Source organism: Klebsiella planticola ATCC 33531, from assembly GCF_000735435.1.
GTDB lineage: Bacteria > Pseudomonadota > Gammaproteobacteria > Enterobacterales > Enterobacteriaceae > Klebsiella > Klebsiella planticola.
Window position 1 is genome coordinate 156574 of sequence record NZ_JMPP01000028.1, and the last position, 21739, is coordinate 178312.

A 21739-nucleotide genomic window follows, 5' to 3' on the forward strand; every position below is an offset into this window, starting at 1 on the left:
GGAATCTTCGCCGGTGAACGATAAAATGCGAGACTCTTTACGCGTAACATTGTCGGCAAAATAATGAATTTGCACTTTCCCTATGTGTATCGGTAATTAATTAGCGCCTGCCGATATATATAGAATACCCTTAATAGTAGACTAAGAAAACTCTCAAGTGCGTCTGTTTACGTTTCGTTACAACATCCTTATAAAGTGTGTTGTCTTTGTCTGTTCTTTGATTTAAATGCTTATATCATTATGATTTTATTGAATTTATTTTGCCGGCATTTTTTGTGATATGGATGATGTCTACGACATATTAATTAAATATGAATTTAATCCTGGATTCATAATTCGGTCATGTCGCATCAACCATTCGGTAAAAAAGAAATCACGGGAAAGGGCAGTGACGTCATTTTTACAGGAGCAGATAAATGGGGGGATGAGGTATATTCTGTTATTAACGGTAATAAAATTCCCCTGAGCGATATTTCATCTTGTGAGAAGTCGAATCGCTAAGGGAAACGGCTGAAGAAGGGGGCGCAGCGCTTTCGGCAAATCCCTTGAAAGGGGGACGGCGGTAGCCACAAGGATAAGTCTGCTGATGATATGGATAATATTGCTATATGCAGAGCTAATTGTCTGACAATTGGCTCTTTTTTTATGTCATTTTTCGCTAAATCTATGCACGCAATTACTGTAATTCCGCGATGTGATAATGCTCTCGTATGGAGAATTGATTTCCGGTTATTACTTAATGAACAACGGCAGTGCGGTGTGCAATTTTTCTAATGCCTTGTTTTACGTCCGATAAAAAAATTAAGTCCGATACTTCCCTACAGAAAAGCGAAATAAAGCTGGAGTTTACCATGCACAAATTTACTAAAGCGCTGGCGGCGATCGGTCTCGCTGCGGTTATGTCACAATCAGCTATGGCTGAAACGCTTAAACTCGGATTTCTGGTGAAACAACCGGAAGAACCCTGGTTTCAAACCGAGTGGAAATTTGCCGATAAGGCCGGCAAAGATTTGGGCTTTGAGGTGATTAAAATTGCGGTCCCGGATGGTGAGAAAACCCTCAATGCCATCGATAGCCTGGCGGCCAGCGGGGCAAAAGGCTTCGTTATCTGCACACCTGACCCGAAGCTCGGCTCGGCGATTGTCGCCAAAGCGCGCGGATACGATATGAAAGTCATCACCGTCGATGACCAGTTCGTTAATGCGAAAGGTAAACCGATGGAGAGCGTACCGCTGGTGATGATGGCCGCCAGTGAAATTGGCGCCCGTCAGGGTCAGGAGCTGTACAAAGAGATGCAAAAACGCGGCTGGGATGTGAAGGATACCGGCGTGATGGCGATTACCGCCGATGAACTCGATACCGCCCGTCGCCGTACCACGGGTTCCATCGATGCGCTGAAAGCGGCCGGTTTCCCGGACAAACAGATCTACCGCGTTCCGACTAAATCCAACGATATTCCGGGCGCCTTCGACGCCGGTAACTCGATGCTGGTACAGCATCCTCAGGTGAAGCACTGGCTGATCGTGGGGATGAATGACAATACCGTGCTGGGCGGCGTGCGCGCCACCGAAGGTCAGGGCTTTAAAGCCGGAGATGTGATTGGCATTGGCATTAATGGTGTGGATGCGGTTAACGAACTCTCTAAAGCGCAGGCGACCGGTTTCTACGGCTCTCTGCTGCCTAGCCCGGATATCCACGGATATAAAACCAGCGAGATGCTCTACAACTGGGTGACCAAAGGCGCAGAACCGCCGAAATTCACGGCGGTCACCGATGTGGTGCTGATCACGCGCGACAACTTCAAAGAAGAGCTGGCGAAAAAAGGGCTGTAAGGCCTGGTTGACCGTGCCTCCCGCACGCTGTGGGAGGCTGAGCATAGAAGAGCGGAGTTGTTATGCAACAGTCTACCCCTTATCTCTCATTTCGCGGCATTACCATGACCTTTCCCGGTGTTAAGGCGCTCTCCGATATTAGCTTTGACTGCTACAGCGGACAGATCCACGCCCTGATGGGGGAAAATGGTGCCGGAAAATCGACGCTGCTGAAGATTCTCAGCGGCAACTATATCCCCACCGCCGGCGACCTGCTGATAGGTGGCCAGCCGCGCGTATTCAGCCACACCACCGAAGCGCTTAACGCCGGAGTGGCAATTATTTATCAGGAGCTGCACCTGATTCCGGAAATGACCGTCGCGGAAAATATCTACCTCGGCCAAATCCCGCATAAGTACGGGTTAGTGAACCGCTCGCTGCTCAACTACGAAGCGCGGCTGCAGCTGGAACATCTGGGGCTGGATATCGACCCGGAAACGCCGTTGAAATACCTCTCTATCGGCCAGTGGCAGATGGTAGAGATTGCCAAGGCGCTCACCCGTAACGCAAAGGTTATCGCCTTTGATGAACCGACCAGTTCTCTTTCGGCGCGCGAGATCGACCATCTGTTTCGCGTTATCCGCGAATTGCGCGAGGAAGGGCGGGTAATTATTTATGTTTCGCACCGCATGGAGGAGATTTTTGCGCTCAGCGATGCGATCACCGTATTTAAAGATGGCCGCTACGTACGCACCTTCGATGATATGCAGGCGGTGAGTCATGACGCGCTGGTGCAGGCGATGGTCGGACGCGAGCTGGGCGATGTTTACGGCTGGAAACCGCGTGAGTATGGCAAAGAGCGTCTGCGCCTGCAGCAGGTCAAAGCGCCCGGCGTCCGCACGCCGGTAGATCTGTCGGTGCGCAGCGGGGAAATCGTCGGCCTGTTCGGGCTGGTCGGGGCCGGGCGCAGCGAGCTGATGAAAGGGTTGTTTGGCGGAACCCGTATTACCGGCGGTCAGGTGTATATCGACGGGCAGGCGATCGATATTCGCAAACCGGCACAGGCCATTGCGGCCGGAATGATGCTGTGCCCGGAAGACCGCAAAGCGGAGGGCATTATTCCGGTCCATTCCGTACGCGACAATATCAATATCAGCGCGCGTCGCCGGCATATTCACGCGGGCTGCATCATTAACAACGGCTGGGAAGCGCACAACGCCGATCGGCATATTCAGTCGCTCAATATTAAAACCCCTGGCCCCGAACAGCTGATTATGAATCTCTCCGGCGGCAACCAGCAGAAGGCGATTCTGGGACGCTGGCTGTCGGAAGAGATGAAAGTGATCCTGCTGGATGAGCCGACCCGCGGCATTGATGTGGGCGCGAAGCATGAAATTTATAACGTCATCTATGCCCTGGCGGCCTCCGGTGTCGCCGTCGTTTTCGCCTCCAGCGATTTGCCCGAAGTGCTCGGCGTGGCCGATCGTATCGTGGTGATGCGCGAAGGTGAGGTGGCGGGCGAACTGCTGCATGACGATGCCAATGAACAGCAGGCGTTAAGCCTTGCGATGCCAAAAGTGAGCCAGGCGGTCGCCTGAGTAAGGAGTCAATGATGTCCTCTGTTACTACCCCTAATGCCCGCCAGACTTCGTTGAGCTTTGCCCGAATCTGGGATCAGTTTGGCATGTTGGTTGTTTTTGCCGTGTTGTTTATCGGCTGCGTGATTTTTGTGCCCAATTTTGCCTCGTTTATCAATATGAAAGGGCTGGGGCTGGCGATTTCAATGTCCGGTATGGTGGCCTGCGGCATGCTGTTTTGCCTGGCATCCGGGGATTTTGATCTGTCGGTGGCATCGGTCATCGCCTGCGCCGGCGTAACCACGGCAGTGGTGATTAATCTGACGGAAAGCATGTGGATAGGGATTGCCGCCGGTCTGCTGCTGGGGGCAATCAGCGGGCTGGTTAACGGCTTCGTGATTGCCCGGCTGAAAATTAACGCCCTGATCACGACGCTGGCCACCATGCAGATTGTGCGCGGCCTGGCGTATATTATCTCCGACGGGAAGGCGGTCGGCATTGAAGATGAGCGCTTCTTTACCTTAGGTTATGCCAACTGGTTTGGCCTGCCGGCTCCCATCTGGCTGACCGTCGCCTGCCTGATTGTTTTTGGTTTACTGCTCAACAAAACCACCTTTGGCCGCAATACGCTGGCTATCGGTGGCAATGAAGAGGCGGCCCGGCTGGCGGGGGTGCCGGTGGTGCGGACCAAAATCATTATTTTCGTGATCTCAGGCCTGGTTTCTGCCGCCGCGGGGATCATTCTCGCCTCGCGTATGACCAGCGGCCAGCCGATGACCTCGATTGGCTATGAGCTGATCGTCATTTCAGCCTGCGTGCTCGGCGGCGTGTCGCTGAAAGGCGGGATCGGCAAGATCTCTTATGTGGTCGCCGGGATCCTGATCCTCGGCACCGTAGAGAACGCCATGAACCTGCTCAATATCTCGCCGTTCTCTCAGTACGTGGTGCGCGGGGTGATTCTGCTGGCGGCGGTTATCTTCGACCGTTATAAACAAAAAGCAAAACGGGCTGCTTAATAATCCCCCAACCTTTTAGTCTAATCCCTGATTATCGCCAGCGCCCGCTGCGCTGGCGATAGCTATCAAAAATGGCGATCCCGGTCACACTGTCTATACTTACATGGCTAACAATCCGTTAACAACCAGCGTTGCGCTGGCCATGAAAGGAGGAGAACAGGGTGGCTGACAAGATATCTGTACCGCCTGTGCCAACCGAACATCATGCATTTTTCTTTGACCTCGACGGCACGCTTGCCGATATCAAACCTCATCCCGATCAGGTTGTTATCCCCACACCGGCGCTTCAGGCGCTGCGGCAGCTTGCGCACCAGCATAGTGGGGCGGTGGCATTGATTTCAGGGCGCTCAATGGTTGAGCTTGATGCGCTTACCCATCCATACCGGCTGCCGCTGGCCGGTGTTCACGGGGCAGAACGCCGCGATATCAATGGTAAAACGCACATCGTCACGCTTCCTGATGCGCTGCTCCGGGAACTGGATGAGCAGCTGCGGGCGGCGCTGGAGACGATGCCGGGGTGTGAACTGGAACACAAAGGCATGGCGTTTGCGCTGCACTATCGCCAGGCGCCGGCGTACCAGAGCGCGGCGCTGTCGCTGGCGCAGGGGATTGTCAAACGTTACCCCATCCTCGCATTGCAGTTGGGTAAGTGCGTGGTGGAGATTAAGCCGCGTGGGGTTAATAAAGGGGAAGCGATTGCGACGTTTATGCAGGAGGCGCCGTTTCAGGGGCGCAAACCGGTATTCGTTGGCGACGATTTGACGGACGAAGCCGGGTTCAGCGTCGTGAATCAACTCGGCGGCATGTCGGTAAAAGTGGGCAAGGGCGACACCCAGGCGCAATGGCGTCTGCCGGATGTCGCGGCCGTTCAGCATTGGTTAATCAGCATCGCAAATAATAAGCAACAACCTGATGCGCAAAATGACAGGAGGGAGGGTTATGGGGCGCTTAGTCGTAATATCTAATCGTATTGCGCCACCGGATGATAAAAAGGCCAGCGCGGGTGGCCTGGCCGTGGGTATTTTGGGCGCACTGAAGGCCGCCGGTGGATTATGGTTTGGCTGGAGCGGAGAAATTGGGGATGACCAGAAGCCGCTAAACACGGTGACGCGAGGCAATATCACCTGGGCCTCGTTTACGCTCAATGAACGGGATCATGACGAATACTACAACCAGTTTTCCAACGCCGTGCTGTGGCCCGCATTCCACTATCGCCTGGATCTGGTGGACTTCCAGCGTCCGTCATGGGACGGCTATCTGCGGGTCAATGCCAACCTGGCGAAAAAGCTTCTGCCGCTGATTGAGCCCGATGATATTTTGTGGATTCATGATTATCATCTGCTGCCTTTTGCCAGCGAGCTGCGCAAGCTCGGGGTCAATAACCGTATCGGTTTCTTTTTGCACATTCCGTTCCCGACGCCTGAGATTTTTAACGCGCTGCCTCCGCATGCCGAGCTTCTTGAGCAGCTCTGTGACTACGATCTGCTTGGCTTCCAGACCGATAACGACAGGCTGGCGTTTCTTGATAGCGTCTCGCTACAGACCCGGGTGGTGACGCGAGAGGGTCGACACCATGAGGCATGGGGCAAACATTTCCGCACCGAGGTTTACCCGATAGGCATCGATCCTGACGAGATTGCACGAAGTGCGAAAGGGCCGCTGCCGCCCAAACTGGCACAGCTGAAAAGCGAGCTTAACGGGGTAAAAAATATCTTCTCCGTCGAGCGGTTGGATTACTCTAAAGGCCTGCCGGAGCGCTTTCTCGCCTATGAAGCCCTGCTGGAGAAATACCCGCAGCATCATGGCAAGATCCGCTATACGCAGATTGCGCCGACCTCCCGCGGCGAAGTGCAGGCCTATCAGGATATTCGCCACCAGCTGGAGACCGCCAGCGGCAGAATCAATGGCCAGTACGGACAGCTGGGCTGGACGCCGCTGTACTACCTGAATCAACATTTTGAACGCAAACTGTTGATGAAGATCTTCCGCTATTCCGATGTCGGGTTAGTGACGCCTCTCCGCGACGGCATGAATCTGGTGGCAAAAGAGTTTATTGCTGCCCAGGATCTGCAGAACCCCGGTGTGCTGGTCCTGTCGCAGTTTGCCGGGGCGGCGAATGAGCTGACCAGTGCGCTGATCGTCAATCCCTACGATCGCGACGAAGTGGCCGCGGCGCTGGATCGCGGTCTGACGATGCCGCTGGCGGAGCGCATTGCGCGTCATGCGGAGATGCTGGCGGTAATCAAGGATAACGATATTCATCGTTGGCAGGAGCGGTTTATCAGCGATTTGCAGCAGGTAGAACCGCGTAGTGAGGAGAGCCGATTGCAACGCAAAGTCTCGACTTTCCCCAAACTGGCGTAGCGCGGTGAGAGGAAAAAGGCTGACGCCAAAGGCGTCAGCCTTTTTCCAGGGAGACCAGTAAAACGTCTACGCCACTGCTGCCGACGATGCTTTTCGCCGAGCAGGTGGCGCGCGAAAACAGGCTGTGGTTATGATTGCCGCATATCACCAGATCCACGCGATGCTGCCGGCAAAAATCCTTGATGTGGTGGCTAAGTTCGCCGCTGGCGATCGTCACGTTGTCGATAGGGTAATCGGCTTCTTTCGCCAGTCCGGAGAGAAAATCTCGCGTTTCTTCATGCATCAAGTCCCGCAGGTTTTCCAGCATTGGCGCAGCAAACTGGTTATATAACTCCGGGTCGGTGGCCAGCGTGATCAGACTGACTCTGGCATCCAGCGGGCGTGCGATCGAGACCGCCTTATTGATAAGCACGCGGCTTTCCGGCGTTGGGGCGACGGCAACGAGCAGATGAGAATAAGACATCAGGCCTCCTTCAGATACGCGAAATAACCCTTCATACTTTCTTTACTCTCATTTTTTATCTCCCGCAAGACCTGTTCATCACACATTAAACGACTGATTTCTGGTGGAGATAAATCACGTTTTTGCCTGCCAGATTTTATTTTTGGTCATGCGTTTTGTTATAAAGGAAATGTCGTTTTATAAATAGGTGATGCCTGTCCGTCGACTCTTTGTATTTTTGCCATGGACGGGAGCGGGCTGGCAAAAATGAAAAGGTAACCCTTTTCCTATACTTCTACTGTAGCCGTGTATCCACTCCCTTTTGGCTAAGCCAGAAAGCTTGTCGGAGTTCACTAAAAAAAAGACACAGGATTTACGGCGATGAAAACACGTAAAATCGGTTTAGTTAATTATCTGGCCTATGGCTCGGGCGACTTCCTTGGCGCCGGGACAACCGCACTGACCGCGGCCTGGCTACTCTACTTCTACACCACCTTCTGCGGCCTTTCCCCCATTGAAGCAACATTGATTTTTGCCACGGCAAGGGTGCTGGACGCGGTGATCAGCCCGCTGATGGGCTTTCTGACCGATAACTTCGGCACAACGTGGCTCGGCAAACGCTTTGGCCGACGTAAATTCTTTATTCTGCTCGGCATCCCCTGCGTGTTCAGCTACTCCATCATGTGGGTTGGCGATATGGGATTCTGGTATTACCTGCTCACCTATCTGCTGTTCGATATCGTCTACACCATGATTCTGGTGCCGTATGAAACGCTGGTACCGGAAATGACGGATGATTTTAAACAAAAAACCAAATTCTCCGGCGCGCGTATTTCGATGGCGCAGATGTCGGCCATTCTGGCGTCATTCCTGCCGGGCATTCTGCTGACCCAGTTTGGAAAGGACAATGCGGTTTCCTTTTTCTACGCAAGTCTCGTGTTCTCCGTGCTGTGCGCGCTGATGCTGACTTTCGTCTGGTTCTTTACCTGGGAACGTCCGCGGGAAGAGTGGTCGGAGGCCGCACTGCGGGCGGAAGAAGAGAAGCGCCATTTGTCTCTGGCTCAGAGCCTCAACCGCCTGTTTATTGAGCTGAGTTCGACGCTGCGGATTAAGATTTTCCGCCAGCACCTGGGGATGTACCTTGGCGGCTATATCGCCCAGGACGTCTTTAATGCCGTTTTTACCTACTACGTGGTGTTTGTGCTGATGCAGGAGGCCTCAATGGCGTCCAACCTGCTGGGCACGATGGCTATCTTCCAGTTTATTGCCGTTATCGCCATGATTCCGCTCTGTATTCGCTTCGGGCCCGCCCCTTCCTATCGTATGGTGGTGGTGCTATTTGGTCTGAGCTCATTGTCCTACGCGATTCTCTATTACGCCGGGCTGAGCGATGTCTACTCGCTGCTGCTGTTGGTCTCTGCCATCGCGGGACTGGGTCGTGGCGGAATCAACTACGTGCCATGGAATACCTACACCTATATCGCGGATGTGGATGAGGTCATTACCGGACAACGCCGGGAAGGGATTTTTGCCGGCATTATGACCCTGACGCGCAAAGCCTCTCAGGCCGGTGCGGTTATGCTGGTGGGCATTATTATGCAGCTCTCCGGGTTTGTTTCCGGGCAGAAGACCCAGCCCTATGAAGTGAGCCATACCATCCTGTTAATACTAAGCGTAGGCACGCTGTTGGTGCTGGCCTGCGGTTTCCTGGTCTCCCTGCGCTTCAAGCTCAATCTTGCCACGCATAGCGTGCTGCGGGCGGAGACGCTCAAAATGCGTCGGGCGGGCTGCGCACAGCCAGAGCTGACGACAGCGGAAGATCGCGCGGTGGTTGAGATGCTGGCCGGCATGCCGTACGACACGCTGTGGGGAAATAACAATATTGGTTATCTGAACCGCAACAAACCTGCCGCGCCATCGCTGAAGCAGGGTGCTGAAATGAAATCGACATACAACAGAGGGTAGAGAGATGAAGGTGTGGCCTGTCAAACATAGCCCGTTACTGCGTCAGCCGGCGCATTTTATCAGCCGCCATGAACTGCAGTCGCTGATCGAAAAAGTGACCCATAATCTGGTCAATATTCGGGATGACGCGGGGACGTTTCTGCTGCGGCTGGACGACGGGCGGGTCATTGATACCAAAGGGTGGGCCGGTTGGGAGTGGACGCATGGCGTAGGTTTGTACGGTATTCATCAGTACTACCAGCAGACCGGAGATGCGGCGATGCGCGATATTATCGACAGCTGGTTTGCCGACCGCTTCGCCGAAGGGGCGACCACGAAAAACGTGAATACTATGGCGCCATTCCTGACGCTGGCCTGGCGCTATGAAGAGACCGGGAGAGCGGAATATCTGCCCTGGCTCGAGAGCTGGGCGGAGTGGGCGATGCATGAGATGCCGCGCACGGAGCATGGGGGAATGCAGCACATCACGCTGGCGGAAGAGAACCATCAGCAGATGTGGGACGATACGCTGATGATGACCGTACTGCCGCTGGCTAAAATCGGAAAATTGCTCAATCGTCCGCAGTATGTGGAAGAGGCGGTGTATCAGTTTTTACTTCACGTTCAGAACCTGATGGATAGGGAAACCGGGCTGTGGTTTCACGGCTGGAGCTATGACGGTCAGCATAACTTCGCCCGCGCTCGCTGGGCACGGGGTAACAGCTGGCTGACGATGGTGATCCCCGATTTCCTGGAACTGGTTGATTTACCTGAGCACAGCGCGGTCAGACGCTATTTGATCCAGGTGCTGAACGCGCAAATTGCCGCGCTGGCAAAATGTCAGGATGACAGCGGCCTGTGGCATACGCTGCTGGACGATCCGCACTCGTACCTGGAAGCATCGGCCACCGCCGGATTTGCCTATGGCATTCTGAAAGCGGTGCGTAAGCGCTATGTTGCTGCGGAGTATGCCGAGGTGGCGGAGAAGGCGATTCGCGGGGTGGTGGAAAATATCTCCCCGGAAGGCGAGCTGTTGCAGACCTCGTTTGGTACCGGGATGGGCGGCAATCTCGATTTTTATCGTGAGATCCCGCTGACCTCGATGCCGTATGGTCAGGCAATGGCGATCCTGTGTCTGACGGAGTATTTGCGCAAATACTTCTAAGACAGGATTTGATCGTCCTTGCAGGCCTGAAAAGCGCAGCGCCATCAGGCATTTCCCTGGCGGCGCACGGTTTGCCGGGGTGACAAAACCGCATACAAAAACCCGGCCATGGCCGGGTTTTGCTCTTAGCGACGTTCGACGGCGTCGATGCCAGGTGAAACGATTGCAGACCTGATAAGCGCAGCGCCATCAGGTAATTCCCCGGCGGCGCGCGGCTTGCCGGGGCAACAAATCACCCGTCTGACTTACATCCGCTCGACGGTTTCAATACCCAACGTATCCAGGCCCTGTTTCAGGGTTCTGGCCGTCAGCTGCGCCAGCTTCAGACGGCTGTTGCGTGCGGTATCGCTCTCGGCGGTGATAATCGGGCAATGCTCGTAGAAACCGGAGAACAGGCCGGCCAGATCGTAGAGATAGGCGCACATGACGTGCGGCGTTCCTTCACGGGCCACAACGGTCAGCGTCTCTTCGAACTGCAGCAGGCGCGCGGCCAGCTGCGCTTCACGCGCTTCGGTAATGATCACCGGCGCCGCAGCCAGCGCCTGCTCGTCAACTTCCGCTTTACGGAAGACGGACAGCACGCGGGTATAGGCATACTGCATATACGGCGCGGTGTTGCCTTCGAACGCCAGCATGTTATCCCAGTCAAATACGTAGTCGGTGGTGCGGTTTTTGGACAGATCGGCATACTTCACTGCGCCAATACCGACCGCATTGGCCAGCTGTTCCAGCTCATCGGCAGGCATGTCCGGATTCTTCTCGGCCACCAGGCGGCGCGCGCGCTCCAGCGCTTCATCCAGCAGATCCGCCAGCTTCACGGTACCCCCGGCGCGAGTTTTGAACGGCTTACCATCTTTGCCCAGCATCATGCCGAACATGTGATGTTCCAGCGGCACGGATTCCGGCACATAGCCCGCTTTACGCACGATCGTCCACGCCTGCATCAGGTGCTGGTGCTGACGGGAATCGATGTAGTAGAGCACCCGGTCGGCGTGCAGCGTTTCATAACGATACTTCGCACAGGCGATATCGGTCGTGGTGTAGAGGTAGCCGCCATCCTTTTTCTGGATGATGACGCCCATCGGTTCGCCTTCCTTGTTTTTATACTCATCAAGGAACACCACGGTTGCGCCTTCGCTCTCGACGGCCAGACCTTTAGCTTTCAGATCGGCAACAATGCCTGGCAGCATCGGGTTATACAGGCTTTCACCCATTACGTCATCGCGGGTCAGGGTGACGTTCAGACGATCGTAGGTAATCTGGTTTTGGGTCATGGTGATGTCAACCAGCTTGCGCCACATCTCCAGGAAGTAAGTATCGCCGCCCTGCAGTTTTACTACGTAGTTACGGGCGCGTTCGGCAAAGACTTCATCTTCGTCATAATGCTTTTTGGCATCGCGGTAGAAGCCTTCGAGATCGGACAGCGCCATTTCACCGGCGTTTTCCTGCTGCTGTTTTTCCAGCCAGGCGATCAGCATACCGAACTGAGTGCCCCAGTCGCCCACGTGGTTCGCGCGGATCACCTTATGACCGAGGAACTCAAGCGTACGGACGGCAGCGTCACCGATGATGGTGGAACGCAGATGGCCGACGTGCATCTCTTTGGCGACATTCGGCGCGGAGTAGTCAACGACGATAGTTTGCGCCTGCGGCCGGGCGACGCCCAGACGCTCTGACGCCAGCGCGCTGTTCACATTTTCCGCTAAAAAGGCCGGATCGAGGAAAATATTGATAAAGCCGGGCCCGGCGATTTCAACCTTGTTAGCAATCCCGTTAAGGTCGAGATGAGACAGTACCTGCTCTGCGAGTTGTCGCGGCGCCATACCCAGCTTTTTCGCTACTGCCATCACGCCGTTGGCCTGATAGTCGCCGAACTGGATTTTTGCTGACTGGCGGACCTGAGGTTCGCAATCGGCAGGCGCACCTGCCGCGATCAGGGCCTGGCTGACTTTTTCTGAGAGAAGAGCCTGAATATTCACCGGAATACCTTACGTTTAAGGCGCTATAACCCCTGCGGGGCGGCGCCGGAATGTGGACAAATTAGGGCAGGAGTATACTGCATTTGCGCCCATGCGTCAGCACCGCGCGCGCGTTGCCGGGCGGCACGCTTAATGAATAGCCACTCGACGAACCCGACAGAAGATTCCCGGTTGGTCGCCGCCGGGAAACGCGATAAATTACCCCCCTTTGACCTGCATTGAGGTGCAATATGGCAAACTGGCAGCAAATTGATGAGCTTAACGATATTTCCGCGGATCTGCCGCGTTTCACCGACGCGTTAAGCGGTCTGGCCAGGCGACTTGGGTTGGATATCGCCCCGCTGGATGCCGACCATATTTCCCTGCGCTGTCACCAAAACGCCACGGCGGAGCGCTGGCGTCGCGGTTTTGAACAATGCGGCACGTTGCTGTCGGAAAACACCATCAACGGTCGACCTATCTGCCTGTTCAAACTGGATGAGCCGGTTGCGGTGGCCCACTGGCGTTTCAGCGTGGTTGAGCTGCCGTGGCCGGGTGAAAAGCGCTATCCGCATGAAGGATGGGAGCACGTTGAAATCGTGCTGCCGGGGGAGGCGGATGCGCTCAATGCTCGTGCGCTGGCGCTGCTGTCTGATGAGGGGTTAAGTCAGCCGGGGATTTTTGTCAAAACCAGCTCGCCGAAAGGGGAGCGCGAACGGCTGCCAAACCCGACCCTGGCGGTGACGGACGGCAGCGTCACGATTAAATTTCACCCGTGGTCAATTGAGCAAATTGTCGCCAGCGAACAATCTGATGCGTAACAGTGTGAAGCGACGCGGTTTTTGAACGGATAAATCATGACATGCTGTGTTGCCCGCAGCGTAAAGGAGAAGGAAATGACGCTACTGGAAGTCTGCTGTTACAGCATGGCCTGTGCGCAAGAGGCGCAGCGCTGTGGTGCCGATCGCATTGAGCTCTGCGCCGCGCCACATGAAGGGGGATTAACCCCGTCGCTGGGTGTGCTGAAAACAGTACGCGAAACGGTGACCATTCCGGTGCATCCGATTATTCGCCCGCGCGGCGGTGATTTTTGCTACACCGAGAGCGAGTTTGCGGCGATGCTCGATGATGTGGTGACGGTCAGGGAGCTGGGTTTTCCCGGCGTGGTCATCGGCGTGTTAGATGCGGATGGTCGGGTCGATATCGCGCGCATGCAAAAAATCATGGCGGCGGCCGGTTCGCTGGCGGTCACGTTCCATCGGGCTTTTGATATGTGTGCGGATCCGTATCAGGCTTATCGCACGCTGGCCGATTCCGGCGTGGCCCGTATCCTGACATCGGGTCAGCAGGCCAGCGCGGAAAAAGGTCTTTCATTAATTACGGAACTTATTGCCCTGGGGGATACTCCAACCATTATGGCTGGTGCAGGTGTTCGAGCGGCCAACCTGGCGAAGTTTCTTCAGGCTGGCGTAAAAGAAGTCCACAGCTCAGCCGGGCACTGGGTGCCATCGCCAATGCGCTTCCGTCATTCCGGATTGTCGATGTCCGCCGATGCCGACGCAGATGAATATTCGCGCTATGCCGTTAATGGCGTAGCGGTGGCAGAAATGAAGCAAATCATTTCTGCGCAGAGAAGTTAAACCGTTTTTTGCTGCACATCATGTCGCCCAATATGATGATTGCCCGTACCAGGCCCCTGCAATTTCAACAGGGGTCTTTTTTTGACCTTTATTTGCAGCCGGCTGACTTTTTCGCCAGCGACTGCTGGGTTTCGGGTTTGTTGGCAATAATCACCGCGCGCACCGGCGCCGGGTAACCTTCAAGCGTTTTACCGCTGTCGTCGGGGTCGAGGAAGTCAGCCAGTGACTCCGTAATCATCCATTCGGTACGGCGCTGCTCTTCGGTGGTGGTGGCGCAGACATCGACAATCCGCACATCGACAAATCCACACTTCTCCAGCCACATTTTCAACGCCGCGGCCGACGGAATAAAGTAGACGTTGCGCATCTGCGCATAGCGGTCGCCCGGGACCAGAACGGTATTTTCATCCCCTTCAACCACCAGCGTCTCCAGCACCAGTTCGCCACCGTCGACCAGCTGATCTTTGAGCTGCCATAAATGGTCGAGCGGCGAGCGGCGGTGGTACAGCACGCCCATCGAAAAGACGGTATCGAAGGCGTTCAGTGCCGGAAGCTGTTCAATGCCCAGCGGCAGCAGGTGGGCACGCTGATCGTTACCCAGCAGCTTACGCACCGCTTCAAACTGGCATAAAAACAGCTGCGTCGGGTCAATCCCGACCGCCAGATGCGCGCCGGCGCCGATCATGCGCCACATGTGATATCCGCTGCCGCAGCCAACGTCGAGAATCGTGCGTCCGGTCAGATCGGAGAGGTGCGGCAATACGCGCTCCCATTTCCAGTCAGAACGCCATTCGGTATCGATATTCACGCCGTACAGCGAGTATGGCCCTTTGCGCCAGGGCATCAGGTTTTTCAGCAGATTCTCTACGCGCAGCCGATGGCCTTCACTTAGCGGCGTTTCGCTTTCGGCGGTGACGCTATGCAGCAGGTCCAGGCGATACGGAGCCAGCTCCGGCAGAAACTCTACGGCCCGTTCCCACTCGCGGAATTTGCCGTGCAGAGCTTCCCGTTGCCAGGCCGCTACCTGGGCGGGGAGTGTCTCCAGCCAGTGAGATAGCGGGCTGAGGGCAATACGTTGATAAAAATGATTGAAATCGATCATGCTTTTTCCTCTGATTTCACCGCCACCAGTGAACCAAAGTTAAAGCACTGGAACCACAATTCGGCATGTTCAAACCCGGCTTTATGCAGGCGGGCTTTGTGCGTTTCGACCGAATCGGTCAACATGACGTTTTCCAGCATGCTGCGCTTCTGGCTGATTTCCAGTTCGCTGTAGCCATTGGCACGCTTAAAGTCGTGATGCATGTTGAACAGCAGTTCGCCAACATGCGCATCTTCAAAACTGAATTTTTCGGACAGCACCAGCGCGCCACCGGGATTCAGCCCCTGGTAAACCTTATCCAGAATGGCCTGGCGTTCGTCGGGGGCCAGAAACTGAATGGTGAAGTTCAGCACCACCATGGAGGCGTTGTCGATGGTAATATCACGAATATCGCCTTCCACAACCTCGACCGGCGTTGGCGCTTTATAGGCATCGATGTGGCGACGGCAGCGTTCGACCATCGCCGAAGAGTTATCCACCGCGACAATTTTGCAGCCAGGGTGGGCAATGTTACGCCGGATAGAGAGCGTTGCCGCTCCAAGCGAGCAGCCGAGGTCGTAAACCTGGGTATCGGGCTGAACGAAGCGTTCAGCCAGCATGCCGATCATAGAAATGATATTGGAATAGCCGGGCACGGAGCGCTGGATCATATCCGGGAAGACTTCAGCAACCCGTTCATCAAAGGTCCAGTCGCCGAGGCTGGCAATCGGCGCGGAAAAAAGCGTATCGCGGTGAGACATAACGTTAAACCCGAAAAAACGAAAACGGCGTATTGTGCGCTAATGTAAGGAGAAAACCAACTCCCAGGGCATATACCACAGATTCGCGAGCACCATCAGCAACAGGGCGCACCAGGTGGCGCTCATTCCGGAGCGACGCCAGCTGAAAAGCCGGTGGTGAAAACCGTAGGAGTGCATCAGTCGTCCGGCAATCAGCAAGATACCGCAGACGTGCACCATCCAGTTCTGCGCGCCATTCATCTCCATAAACAGCAGCAGGATGATGCCAATGGGGACATACTCAACGGCGTTGCCGTGCACGCGGATAGCAACCTGTAGTTCGCTAAACCCTCCGTCACCATACCCGACGTGGTATTGCGTGCGCAGACGTACAACATCAAAAGAAAATTTAATTAGCAATAACGCACCCAACACCGCGTACAGCGCGCTGACCATACAAAAAACTCCCTTTCACTCTTTGAGATGGCTCCGATTAGCATAGCAGGATATCAGAAAAGCGCGGTTTGCTGCGGAATTGACGGTGCGCTCCCGACCTCTGGCATCACCCGGCGTAAATCTTCCCAAAGCGTGCTGACCAGCTCCGGGGCCTGTGCGATGTCCGGGGTGTGGAGAAATAAATAGGGCGTTGTCGACTGACGCCATTTGGCTAAGGTCTGCAGCCAGACGCCAAACAGCCGGTGATTGTGGACCATGTCATCGCTGCCGATAAAGCGAACCAGCGGATTCCCCGCCGTGACCACGGCATGAACCGGAAGCTTGGGTTTTTTACGCTGGGCGTCGATCATGGCCGGATTTCGCGCGACGGCGCTATGCACCGGGCGGCTGTCGAGGATGGCGCGATTCACGTTACGCTGATGCAGCCCGCGATTGAGCGCCTTTTCGGCGTCCCCTTTGGCGAAAAACTCCGGATGCCGCACTTCGACGCCATAGGTGAATGAGGTCGGCAGAGTATCGAGAAAGTGCCACAGGGCAGGGAGGTCGCCGGGGCCAAAGGTGGCGGGCAGCTGCAGCCAGTACTGGCCAATACGCGTTTCCAGCGGCGCCAGACGAGTAAAAAACTCGTGGCTCAAGTCGTCGCAATGGCGCAGGGCGGCCTGATGCGAAATGGTGGCCGGGAATTTAAAGCAGAAGCGAAAATTATCGTGGGTTTGCTCATACCAGCGGGCGACGATTTCCGCCTTCGGCAGGGCGTAAAGGGTGGTATTGCCCTCTACGCAGTTAAAATGGCGAGCATACTCTTCAAGGCTGGTGATGCCCAGACGCACCCACTTCGGGTGCGACCATTGCGGGAGCCCGATATAAATCATAAGGCGGAGAGAACGTCCTCGGTGCTGCGCACGCGGGCGATGCGCGGGAAAATATGGGTCATGCTGCCCTGGTGCTGCTCGGCTGAGGCGGCGCTGCAGGCGTCTTCGACGATAACCAGGTTGAAGCCCAGCTCCCAGGCATTACGCGCGGTGGATTCAACGCCGATGTTGGTGGAGATGCCGCAGAGAATAATGGTATCAATACCGCGACGGCGTAGCTGCAGTTCGAGGTCGGTACCATAGAAGGCGCCCCACTGGCGTTTGGTGACTTCGATATCGCCGTCCTGTTTACCCAGCGCCTGCGGCCAGGCCCACCAGTTGTCCGGCAGGGCGTGCCCGCCGGCCTGCGCGTCAACCGGCTGTTTCAGCGCTTCGGCAAAATCAGCGGACCAGCCGACGCGGACCATGATGACCGGCGAGCCTTGTTGACGGCACTTTTCGGCCAGACGGGCTGCGCGCGTTACCACGTCATCGGCACGATGCGGCCCGCCGGCGAAGGGCAAAATACCCTCTTGCAGATCGATGACAACGAGCGCAGTTTTTTTCGCATTGAGTTCTAACATGGTATCCCCGTATCTTCTTCTGTGGTTTGACCGTTACAATACCGTTGCCGATCCGGCTCATGGGTAACAATTTTTGTTAATTTTTGTGAGCACAGGCAATAAGCGTACAGCAAAGCAACGTACAAACTGCATCGGGCTTATCGTGCGGCGGAAATTCTATTATAATGGCCGCCTTTTTTCATTCAGTTGTGACATTCAGCTAAAGCTGCGACTCCGTCGCCTGCGAGGCAGGCACAATCCGCCTGCGGCTAAGTTAAGGGATATCTCATGCGTACAGAATATTGCGGACAGCTACGTCTGTCCCACGTGGGGCAGCAGGTGACTCTGTGTGGTTGGGTCAACCGTCGTCGTGATCTTGGTAGCCTTATCTTCATTGATATGCGTGACCGCGAAGGCATCGTGCAGGTGTTTTTCGATCCGGATCGTGCGGAGGCGTTAAAGCTGGCTTCCGAACTGCGCAATGAGTTTTGCATCCAAATCACCGGTACCGTACGCGCGCGCGACGAAAAAAACGTCAACAGCGAGATGGCCACCGGCGACATCGAAGTGCTGGCCTCTTCGCTGACGATCATCAACCGTGCAGAAGCGCTGCCGCTTGACTCCAATCACGTCAACACCGAAGAAGCGCGACTGAAATACCGTTACCTGGACCTGCGTCGTCCGGAAATGGCTCAGCGCCTGAAAACCCGTGCGAAAATCACCAGCTTCGTGCGCCGCTTTATGGACGATCACGGTTTCCTCGATATCGAAACCCCGATGCTGACCAAAGCGACCCCGGAAGGTGCGCGTGACTATCTGGTTCCGAGCCGCGTGCACAAAGGCAAATTCTACGCGCTGCCGCAGTCTCCTCAGCTGTTTAAACAGCTGCTGATGATGTCCGGTTTTGACCGTTACTATCAGATAGTTAAATGCTTCCGTGACGAAGACCTGCGTGCAGATCGCCAGCCGGAATTCACCCAGATCGATGTGGAAACCTCCTTTATGACCGCGCCGCAGGTGCGTGAAGTCATGGAAGAGCTGGTTCACAAACTGTGGCTGGACGTGAAGGGCGTCGATCTGGGCAAATTCCCGGTGATGACCTTTGCGGAAGCCGAGCGCCGCTTCGGTTCTGATAAGCCGGATCTGCGTAACCCGATGGAGCTGGTCGATATTGCCGACCTGGTGAAGGCTGTGGAGTTTGCCGTCTTCTCCGGCCCGGCCAATGATGCCAAAGGGCGCGTCGCTGCGCTGCGCGTGCCGGGTGGCGCTGCGCTGACCCGTAAACAAATTGATGAGTATGGCAAGTTCGTGCAGATCTATGGCGCGAAAGGCCTGGCTTACATGAAAGTTAACGAGCGTGCGAAAGGTCTCGAAGGCATCAACAGCCCGGTAGCGAAATTCCTCACCGCAGAAATCGTTGAGGCGATCCTTGAGCGCACCGGCGCCCAGGATGGCGACATGATTTTCTTCGGCGCCGACAACAAGAAAGTGGTTGCCGATGCGCTGGGCGCGCTGCGTCTGAAGCTGGGTAAAGACCTGAGTCTGACCGACGAAACCAAATGGGCGCCGCTGTGGGTGATCGACTTCCCGATGTTCGAAGATGATGGTGAAGGCGGTCTGACCGCGATGCACCACCCGTTCACGTCGCCGAAAGACATGACCGCGGAAGAGCTGAAAACCGCGCCGGAAACCGCGATCGCCAACGCCTACGATATGGTGATCAACGGTTATGAAGTGGGCGGCGGTTCCGTCCGTATCCACAATGGCGACATGCAGCAGACGGTATTCGGCATCCTGGGCATCAACGAACAGGAACAGCGTGAAAAATTCGGCTTCCTGCTGGACGCGCTGAAATACGGTACGCCGCCGCACGCGGGTCTGGCCTTCGGTCTTGATCGTCTGACCATGCTGCTGACCGGTACCGATAATATCCGTGACGTTATTGCCTTCCCGAAAACAACCGCCGCGGCCTGTCTGATGACCGAAGCGCCGAGCTTTGCTAACCCGACTTCCCTGGGCGAGTTAGGTATTCAGGTTGTGGCGAAAGAGACAAAAGAGTCTCCGGAGAATAAGTAAGATGTCATTCAAGCTTCCCGTTTCCGTTCTGGTGGTCATTTATGCCGAAGATACGAAGCGGGTGCTGATGTTGCAGCGACGCGACGATCCCGCCTTCTGGCAGTCGGTAACCGGCAGCCTGGAAGCGGGGGAGACCGCAGCGCAAGCCGCCGTGCGTGAAGTAAAGGAAGAGGTCGCGATTGATGTTGCTCATGAGCAGCTGACCTTAATGGACTGTCAGCGCACGGTGGATTTCGAGATATTTTCTCATTTACGTCATCGCTACGCGCCGGGCGTTGAGCGCAATACGGAGTTTTGGTTCTGTCTTGCGCTCCCTCATGAACGCCAGATTGTCTTCACGGAACATCTGGATTACCGCTGGGTCAATGCGGCAGACGCTGCCGCATTGACCAAGTCGTGGAGTAACCGGCAGGCGATTGAAGAATTTGTAATTAACGCCGACTAGTCTTCCCAGCCGTTTGCAGGTCGAAAGGCTGTGGGAAGCAGGCATTTTTGGAGAGTTTTTTATGGCAGGTCATAGTAAATGGGCCAACACCAAACACCGCAAAGCGGCACAGGATGCCAAGCGCGGTAAGATCTTTACTAAAATCATTCGTGAGCTGGTTACCGCAGCGCGCCTGGGCGGCGGCGATGTCGCTTCCAACCCGCGTCTGCGTGCGGCAGTGGATAAAGCGCTGTCCAACAACATGACCCGCGACACGCTGAACCGCGCTATCGCCCGTGGCGTAGGCGGCGATGAAGACGCAAACATGGAAACCATCATTTATGAAGGTTACGGCCCAGGCGGCACCGCGGTCATGGTTGAATGTCTGAGTGACAACCGCAACCGTACCGTGGCTGAAGTGCGTCACGCTTTCAGCAAAACCGGCGGCAACCTCGGTACCGATGGTTCCGTGGCCTATCTGTTCAGCAAAAAAGGGGTGATCTCTTTTGAAGCGGGCGACGAAGACGTCATCATGGAAGCCGCGCTGGAAGCCGGTGCGGAAGACGTCGTGACCTATGACGATGGCGCGATTGACGTCTACACCGCGTGGGAAGAGATGGGCGCGGTGCGCGATGCGCTGGAAGCAGCTGGCCTGAAGGCTGACGCGGCTGAAGTATCGATGATTCCTTCAACCAAAGCGGATATGGACGCGGAAACAGCGCCCAAACTGCTGCGTCTGATCGATATGCTGGAAGACTGCGACGACGTGCAGGAAGTGTATCATAATGGCGAGATCTCTGATGAGGTCGCAGCAACGCTGTGATACCCGTAATCTTTCAGCCCACAGCGGTGTTGGCTCTCCTCGCTCACCCCGGTCAGGGAGTGAATCTACGCTCCCGGGGATTCGCGGCAGGGCCGCCTGGCTGTGAACTGAAATATTCAGGGGCTCAGGGATTAGTTATTACCGGAGGTGCGTGATGGCGATTATTCTCGGCATTGACCCGGGGTCACGCATTACCGGTTATGGCGTGATTCGTCAGGTCGGGCGGCAGCTGAGCTATCTTGGCAGCGGCTGTATTCGGACCAAAGTCGACGATTTACCGTCGCGCCTGAAGCTGATTTACGCTGGCGTGACGGAAATTATCACCCAGTTTCAGCCGGACTATTTCGCCATTGAGCAGGTGTTTATGGCGAAAAACGCCGACTCAGCGCTGAAGCTGGGGCAGGCGCGCGGCGTGGCGATTGTCGCGGCGACCAATCAGGACCTTCCGGTCTTTGAGTATGCCGCAAGGCAGGTTAAGCAAACCGTGGTCGGCATCGGCAGCGCGGAAAAAAGCCAGGTGCAGCACATGGTGCGCACGCTGCTTAAGCTTCCCGCCAACCCCCAGGCGGACGCGGCGGATGCGCTGGCTATCGCCATTACCCACTGCCACGTCAGTCAGAACGCGGCTCAGATCAGCGAGACGCGGCTCAATCTGGCGCGTGGCCGCTTACGATAACCTCAAATCAGGCTGGATATTCATCCAGCCTTTTTTTATGATACCGCAGATACTTTAGCCCTTAACGCAGGAGCTCCATGTGATAGGCAGACTCAGAGGCATCGTTCTCGAAAAACAACCCCCGCTTGTATT

20 protein-coding genes are annotated in these 21739 nt (G+C 55.6%); 13 read left to right on the forward strand and 7 right to left on the reverse strand.

Going from position 1 to position 21739, the window contains the following annotated elements; genetic code table 11:
• Positions 1-851 precede the first annotated feature (851 nt).
• From GRPL_RS12245 to otsA, 5 genes are all read left to right on the forward strand, one after another.
• On the forward strand, positions 852-1832 hold the full coding sequence (locus GRPL_RS12245) for an arabinose ABC transporter substrate-binding protein (protein ID WP_032686901.1): 981 nt from the start codon (positions 852-854) through the stop codon (positions 1830-1832).
• 62 nt (positions 1833-1894) lie between these two features.
• Positions 1895-3409: an L-arabinose ABC transporter ATP-binding protein AraG gene (gene araG / locus GRPL_RS12240; protein ID WP_032686902.1), complete on the forward strand. Its 1515-nt coding sequence runs from the start codon at positions 1895-1897 to the stop codon at positions 3407-3409.
• Positions 3410-3423: 14 nt separating this feature from the next.
• Positions 3424-4404: an L-arabinose ABC transporter permease AraH gene (gene araH / locus GRPL_RS12235; RefSeq protein WP_032686903.1), complete on the forward strand. Its 981-nt coding sequence runs from the start codon at positions 3424-3426 to the stop codon at positions 4402-4404.
• Positions 4405-4565: 161 nt separating this feature from the next.
• The gene (otsB, locus tag GRPL_RS12230; RefSeq protein ID WP_032686905.1) at positions 4566-5369 is read left to right on the forward strand and encodes a trehalose-phosphatase; all 804 of its coding nucleotides are present in this window, start codon (positions 4566-4568) and stop codon (positions 5367-5369) included.
• Positions 5344-6768 (forward strand): alpha,alpha-trehalose-phosphate synthase, encoded by a 1425-nt coding sequence (gene otsA / locus GRPL_RS12225; protein ID WP_032699332.1) that lies wholly within the window; start codon positions 5344-5346, stop codon positions 6766-6768. Before otsB ends, otsA begins: the two co-directional genes overlap by 26 nt.
• Before the next feature lie 34 nt (positions 6769-6802).
• Here the strand turns inward: otsA and uspC are convergent, their stop codons facing one another.
• A complete protein-coding gene (gene uspC, locus GRPL_RS12220) occupies positions 6803-7231 on the reverse strand; it encodes a universal stress protein UspC (RefSeq protein ID WP_032699333.1) in 429 nt (142 codons plus the stop codon).
• A gap of 360 nt (positions 7232-7591) precedes the next feature.
• Between uspC and GRPL_RS12215 the strand changes: the two genes are divergently transcribed.
• Together GRPL_RS12215 and bglB are read left to right on the forward strand one after the other, a co-directional pair.
• Positions 7592-9175 (forward strand): MFS transporter, encoded by a 1584-nt coding sequence (locus GRPL_RS12215; RefSeq protein WP_032686908.1) that lies wholly within the window; start codon positions 7592-7594, stop codon positions 9173-9175.
• Positions 9176-9179: 4 nt separating this feature from the next.
• Positions 9180-10319, forward strand: a complete 1140-nt coding sequence (gene bglB, locus GRPL_RS12210; protein WP_032699335.1) for a beta-galactosidase BglB — start codon at positions 9180-9182, stop codon at positions 10317-10319.
• Positions 10320-10564: 245 nt separating this feature from the next.
• Here bglB and argS read toward each other — a convergent pair whose 3' ends face one another.
• On the reverse strand, positions 10565-12298 hold the full coding sequence (gene argS / locus GRPL_RS12205; RefSeq protein ID WP_032686911.1) for an arginine--tRNA ligase: 1734 nt from the start codon (positions 12296-12298) through the stop codon (positions 10565-10567).
• A 230-nt stretch (positions 12299-12528) separates the two neighbouring features.
• Here argS and GRPL_RS12200 point away from each other — a divergent pair, with 230 nt between their 5' ends.
• On the forward strand, positions 12529-13098 hold the full coding sequence (locus GRPL_RS12200) for a VOC family protein (protein ID WP_032686912.1): 570 nt from the start codon (positions 12529-12531) through the stop codon (positions 13096-13098).
• Between the two features lie 75 nt (positions 13099-13173).
• Positions 13174-13917: a copper homeostasis protein CutC gene (cutC, locus tag GRPL_RS12195; RefSeq protein WP_032686913.1), complete on the forward strand. Its 744-nt coding sequence runs from the start codon at positions 13174-13176 to the stop codon at positions 13915-13917.
• 88 nt (positions 13918-14005) lie between these two features.
• On the opposite strand, the gene cmoB is transcribed toward cutC, so the two are convergent.
• Genes cmoB through GRPL_RS12170 form a run of 5 tightly spaced genes read right to left on the reverse strand, consistent with a single transcriptional unit; the run spans position 14006 to position 17629 of the window.
• Positions 14006-15019 (reverse strand): tRNA 5-methoxyuridine(34)/uridine 5-oxyacetic acid(34) synthase CmoB, encoded by a 1014-nt coding sequence (gene cmoB / locus GRPL_RS12190; protein WP_032686914.1) that lies wholly within the window; start codon positions 15017-15019, stop codon positions 14006-14008.
• Positions 15016-15759 carry a carboxy-S-adenosyl-L-methionine synthase CmoA gene (gene cmoA, locus GRPL_RS12185; RefSeq protein ID WP_004864067.1) on the reverse strand — a complete coding sequence of 248 codons (744 nt, stop codon included), beginning with the start codon at positions 15757-15759 and terminating at the stop codon, positions 15016-15018. The genes cmoB and cmoA overlap by 4 nt, the downstream gene beginning before the upstream one ends.
• Positions 15760-15798: 39 nt before the next feature.
• Positions 15799-16194, reverse strand: coding sequence for an MAPEG family protein (locus GRPL_RS12180; RefSeq protein ID WP_004864064.1), 396 nt, complete (start codon positions 16192-16194; stop codon positions 15799-15801).
• A gap of 53 nt (positions 16195-16247) precedes the next feature.
• A complete protein-coding gene (locus tag GRPL_RS12175) occupies positions 16248-17066 on the reverse strand; it encodes a DUF72 domain-containing protein (protein WP_032699337.1) in 819 nt (272 codons plus the stop codon).
• On the reverse strand, positions 17063-17629 hold the full coding sequence (locus GRPL_RS12170; RefSeq protein ID WP_032699338.1) for a hydrolase: 567 nt from the start codon (positions 17627-17629) through the stop codon (positions 17063-17065). Before GRPL_RS12170 ends, GRPL_RS12175 begins: the two co-directional genes overlap by 4 nt.
• Before the next feature lie 267 nt (positions 17630-17896).
• Here GRPL_RS12170 and aspS point away from each other — a divergent pair, with 267 nt between their 5' ends.
• From aspS to ruvC, 4 genes are all read left to right on the forward strand, one after another.
• Complete coding sequence (gene aspS, locus GRPL_RS12165) at positions 17897-19684, forward strand: aspartate--tRNA ligase (protein ID WP_032699340.1); 1788 nt, start codon at positions 17897-17899, stop codon at positions 19682-19684.
• Position 19685: 1 nt separating this feature from the next.
• Entirely contained in the window at positions 19686-20129 is a 444-nt protein-coding gene (nudB, locus tag GRPL_RS12160) for a dihydroneopterin triphosphate diphosphatase (RefSeq protein ID WP_032686918.1), read from the forward strand.
• Between the two features lie 61 nt (positions 20130-20190).
• Positions 20191-20931: a YebC/PmpR family DNA-binding transcriptional regulator gene (locus GRPL_RS12155; RefSeq protein ID WP_032687322.1), complete on the forward strand. Its 741-nt coding sequence runs from the start codon at positions 20191-20193 to the stop codon at positions 20929-20931.
• A gap of 154 nt (positions 20932-21085) precedes the next feature.
• Positions 21086-21607, forward strand: coding sequence for a crossover junction endodeoxyribonuclease RuvC (gene ruvC / locus GRPL_RS12150; RefSeq protein ID WP_004864044.1), 522 nt, complete (start codon positions 21086-21088; stop codon positions 21605-21607).
• The last annotated feature ends 132 nt before the right edge of the window (positions 21608-21739 follow it).